This window comes from Anaerococcus sp., assembly GCF_030825785.1.
Taxonomy (GTDB): domain Bacteria; phylum Bacillota; class Clostridia; order Tissierellales; family Peptoniphilaceae; genus Anaerococcus.
This window is the reverse complement of sequence record NZ_JAPJPG010000069.1, coordinates 1-4,317: the sequence shown is the minus strand read 5'-3', so window position 1 is coordinate 4,317 and position 4,317 is coordinate 1. Positions and strand designations below refer to the sequence as shown.

The 4,317-nt window shown below is 35.3% G+C and carries 3 protein-coding genes and 1 pseudogene; 2 read left to right on the top strand and 2 right to left on the bottom strand.

Features of this window, described 5'->3' with window-relative positions:
* A pseudogene (locus tag RCH56_RS07435) lies at window positions 1–798 on the top strand (DNA-directed RNA polymerase subunit beta'); the annotation flags it as partial.
* Window positions 799–1,078: 280 nt separating this feature from the next.
* Here the strand turns inward: RCH56_RS07435 and RCH56_RS07430 are convergent.
* Complete coding sequence (locus RCH56_RS07430) at window positions 1,079–2,203, bottom strand: aldo/keto reductase (RefSeq protein WP_306484342.1); 1,125 nt, start codon at window positions 2,201–2,203, stop codon at window positions 1,079–1,081.
* Between the two features lie 109 nt (window positions 2,204–2,312).
* On the opposite strand from RCH56_RS07430, the gene RCH56_RS07425 reads away from it, so the two are divergent.
* On the top strand, window positions 2,313–3,605 hold the full coding sequence (locus RCH56_RS07425) for a ClC family H(+)/Cl(-) exchange transporter (RefSeq protein ID WP_306484340.1): 1,293 nt from the start codon (window positions 2,313–2,315) through the stop codon (window positions 3,603–3,605).
* Window positions 3,606–3,654: 49 nt separating this feature from the next.
* Here RCH56_RS07425 and RCH56_RS07420 read toward each other — a convergent pair whose 3' ends face one another.
* Window positions 3,655–4,263: a DeoR/GlpR family DNA-binding transcription regulator gene (locus tag RCH56_RS07420; RefSeq protein WP_306484339.1), complete on the bottom strand. Its 609-nt coding sequence runs from the start codon at window positions 4,261–4,263 to the stop codon at window positions 3,655–3,657.
* Window positions 4,264–4,317 lie beyond the last annotated feature (54 nt).

Here is a 4,317-nt window from a genome sequence, read left to right as displayed (position 1 = left end):
CAAGGTCTTCCAAGAGTTGAGGAGTTATTCGAAGCGAGAAAGCCAAAAGGACTTGCCTACATCGCAGAAAACTCCGGTACAGTAACTCTTATCCAAAACGAAAAGAAGACAGACGTAGAAATCTTATCAGACGACGGATTTGCTAAAAAATACAACATCCCATTCGGATCTAGAATCCTTGTAAGAGATGGCGATGTGGTAAGAAAGGGTGACCAACTAACAGAAGGATCCCTTGATCCACACGATGTATTGAAGGTTCTAGGAAAAGTCGGAGTCCAAGACTACATTACAAAGGAAGTCCAAAAAGTATACAGACTTCAAGGTGTAGAGATCGACGACAGACATATAGAAGTAATCGCTCGTCAAATGCTTAAAAAAGTAAAGATTGAAGAGGCTGGAGATACAGAGTTCCTACCAGGATCCCTTCAAGATAGACGTGAAGTCGATATAGAAAACGAAAAAATGGTAGAAGAAGGAAAAGAAGCAGCAACATACAGCCAAGAGCTCCTTGGAATTACCAAGGCTTCCCTTGCTACAGAAAGCTGGCTATCAGCAGCATCCTTCCAAGAAACAACTAGAGTCCTAACAGATGCCTCAATCAAGGGCAAGGTCGATGACCTCAAGGGACTTAAGGAAAATATCATCATAGGTAAGCTCATCCCAGCAGGAACGGGACTTAAGACTTACAATGACGTAGAAATCGACTACGAAACAAAAGAAGCAGAAGATGCACAAATAGCAATGAACATAGAAGCTATAGAAAAAGAAGCTGAAAGCGAAGAAGCTACTCAAAAATAAACTAAGGCCCGAGCAATCGGGCTTTTCTTGTGGGTAATTTTAAATTACTTCTTTGTAATGGTAAAAATAATTTTATAATTAGATTGAATTTCTTATCTTTATGAACTAAGTAATCTCAAGACTAATTGAAAGAAATTTGAAAATAAAATAATGATGATAAAAAATATTTTGGAAAGTTTGTAGATGGATTTAGTTTCATTAAGAATACTGAAGTTTATAAAGGGAATAAAATTTCAAAGAAAAAACTAAGCCAAACTTTTAAGTCTAGCTTAGTTATATCTTATGCTAAATATTCATCAGCCTTTTTGAGTCCTTTGATTATTTCTAAGTTTTGTGGGCAAATTCCTTCACATTTGCCGCATTCAATACATTCTGTTGGACTTACGCCTTCTTCTAGATAAGCTTTATATTCCTTTCTAGATTTATCAGCTTCATCATAGAGATAGGCTTTGTTCCATAGGCCGAATACCTTTGGTATGTTGATATCTACTGTGCATGGAAGACAGTATTCACAAGCTGTACAGCCTATACGCTCGCGACTTTTATATACTGACCTTGCTTTTTCGTAGAAGTTCTCATCTTCTTTTGTTAGAGAATTGTAGTCGGTTGTGCTAGCCATCTCTAGATTTTCCCTAACTTGGTCTATATCATTCATGCCTGATAGGACAGTCATTACATTATCAAGACTTAGTGGGAACTTCAAGGCTTCTTGGGCAGGTGATAGGTCAGTAAAGTCTTTAAGCAAGTCTTTTAGCTCTTCTGGAGGATTGGCGAGTCTTCCGCCCTTAACTGGCTCCATTATGACGACAGGGATTCCCATTTCTTTGGCGAGCTTATAGCCCTTTAGTCCTGCTTGGTAATTCACATCGAGGTAGTTGAGTTGGATTTGGCAGAAGTCCCAGTCATAGGCATTGATGATTTCCTCGAAGGAAGGATATTCGTCGTGAAAGGAGAAGCCAACATGTTTTACAATTCCCTTTTCTTTGATTTCTGTAAGAAAATCAAGGACTCCAAGCTCGACTACTTGTCTAAATCTCTTAACGTCCAGAGAGTGGAGGAGGTAGAAGTCTAATTGGTCCGTTCTTAAATTATCCAATTGCTCATTTAATAATTTGTAGAAATCGTCACTTTCCTTAACAAGCCAGCAAGGAAGCTTAGTAGTAAGCTTTATCTTATCGCGTAGTTTGTTCTCTTCTAGAAATTCTCCTATAAATTTTTCACTTTTCCCGTCATGATAAGGATAAGCTGTATCTATATATGTAAGTCCCTTATCGATTGCTTCTAGTATGTTTTTGGATGAAGCTTCCTTATCAATCTTTCCATTATCGCCATCAATTGTCTTAAATCTCATACAACCAAAACCGAGTCGTGAGATTTTTTCACCATTTAAGTCGAAATATTTCATAAAAACTCCTTTTCTTTATATATCCATTGTAACATATAATAATTTTTAGACCTAGAAATATTTCAATAGAAGGCTCGACTTTGATATAATAGAAGATAAGGAGGAATTTATGAGAAAAGCAAAATTAAGATATTCCTACAAGTCAAAGGAATTGTCTACAATTCTTTCGTTCGTATTGACTGGTATTATAGTTGGACTTGCTATAGGATTTTTTAAAAAAGTCATAGGCGTTATATCTACTAGGATGATAGACTTAATATCATTAGTTAAAGACAGACCAATATATGCTCTTGGTATTATCATTTTATTTATAATTATTGGAACATTTATTTATTTCTTATCTAAAAAAGATCCTAACATCAATGGATCTGGTATTCCTATCATTTATGGTATGTTGGATAATGAGTTTACAGTAGATAGCCCGAGGACCCTAATTAGAAAATTTATCGCAAGCACACTTGCCATCGGATCTGGACTAACCTTAGGTAGGGAAGGCCCATCAGTGCAAATCGGAGGACTTATAGGAGATATAGTCCACAAGGTTACTAAGTCAAAAGAAAACAAGAGATACTTTATTGGATCAGCTGCAGGAGCAGGAATCGCCGTGGCCTTCAACGCCCCAATAGCAGGAATGTTATTTACAGTAGAAGAGATATTTAAAAAAACTGATAGGGAAGTCTTCCTATCGACAGCAATAACGATATTTACAGCAATAATAACTGCAGATATCGCCTTCGGCAACCATCCAGCCCTGCTAGATGTCCCTCATTTTGAAGTAATGCGCTTATCTATGATTGGAATCTTGATAGTTCTTGGTATCTTTGTAGGCCTATCGGGAGTCTTCTTCAATTTCTGCGTAATTGGATCTAAGGGAGTATTTAAGAAGATAAATATCAATCCCTACATAAAATACCTAATACCTTTTGTAGTAACGGCAATTGTCCTAATGATTGATATAGACTTATTTGCTTCAAGCGAAGACTTTATCTTTCTTGCGACTAATGGAGAGACGAGTTTGCTTAAACTTATCATATTTTATTTTATGAAAATATTTCTCTTAAGCTTAGCTTTTGGAGCAGGAGTTTCAGGAGGAAGTCTAGTTCCACTTCTAGTAATAGGTTCTCTCGTAGGGAATATAGTAGGGACAAGCCTCGTAATGGCAGGTCTCCTTGATCCATCATTCATTTTCGTCTTTAGCATCTTAGGCATGTGTGGCCACTTTTCAGCTATAGTAAGAGCCCCAATCACAGCCATAATACTAGTCCTAGAGATGACTGGAGGAGCCTTCGAATACTTACTTGGAATATCAATAGTAAGCCTAATAGCCTACAGCATAGCAGAAATATGCAAATCCAAACCATTTTATGAACATTTGTATGAGTTGATGCTAAAGAAAGCATAACTTATAAACAATAATAAACACTCTCCTAATTTATAAGAGAGTGTTTATTTTAGTATTTAAGATCTATTTCATTTTTGTCAAGAAATTCTATATATTCTTCTGATGGTCTTTTATTTGTAACTAAAGTATCTACATCTTCTAATTTAGCATAGGTCATAAGTGAGCTAATTCCAATTTTCGAATCATCAACTAATAAGTATATATAGTCAACTATTGAGCAAATCATACTTTTGATCTCTTGTTCTATGGGGTTTTTATTTGTAAGTCCATCCTTAATAGTGAGACCAGAAGTACACATAAAGGCCTTATCAATATTAAAATCTTTGAGTGCAGGAGACCTCCCCCAATATGTAAAGGAGTTACTTGTATGGTTATAGTAATTACCTACTACGAATAAGTTAACATTATCCATAGATGCAGCCTTCTTAATTATAGATAAGTTATTGGTAAATACAGTCAATTGTATATCTTTATCTAAATCATTTAATAAATTTTCTACTGTAGTTCCAGAATCTATGAAAATTCTATCACCATTTTTAATTAAATCTTTGGCTATATTTATTATATGGGATTTTTCATTTTTATTTAAACTTTCTCTTTGTTCAAAAGTTTTGAGCTTATCGGACTTGGCTTTAGCACCACCGTATATTTTAGTCATTATATTATCTTCTTATAATTTTTTAATATCACCTCTAACTGTTACTATGGAAAC

Bases quoted from the DNA above. Each gene is read 5' to 3' on its own strand.
- RCH56_RS07430 (WP_306484342.1), bottom strand. From the start codon at position 2,203: ATGAAATATTTCGACTTAAATGGTGAAAAAATCTCACGACTCGGTTTT.
- RCH56_RS07425 (WP_306484340.1), top strand. From the start codon at position 2,313: ATGAGAAAAGCAAAATTAAGATATTCCTACAAGTCAAAGGAATTGTCT.
- RCH56_RS07420 (WP_306484339.1), bottom strand. From the start codon at position 4,263: ATGACTAAAATATACGGTGGTGCTAAAGCCAAGTCCGATAAGCTCAAA.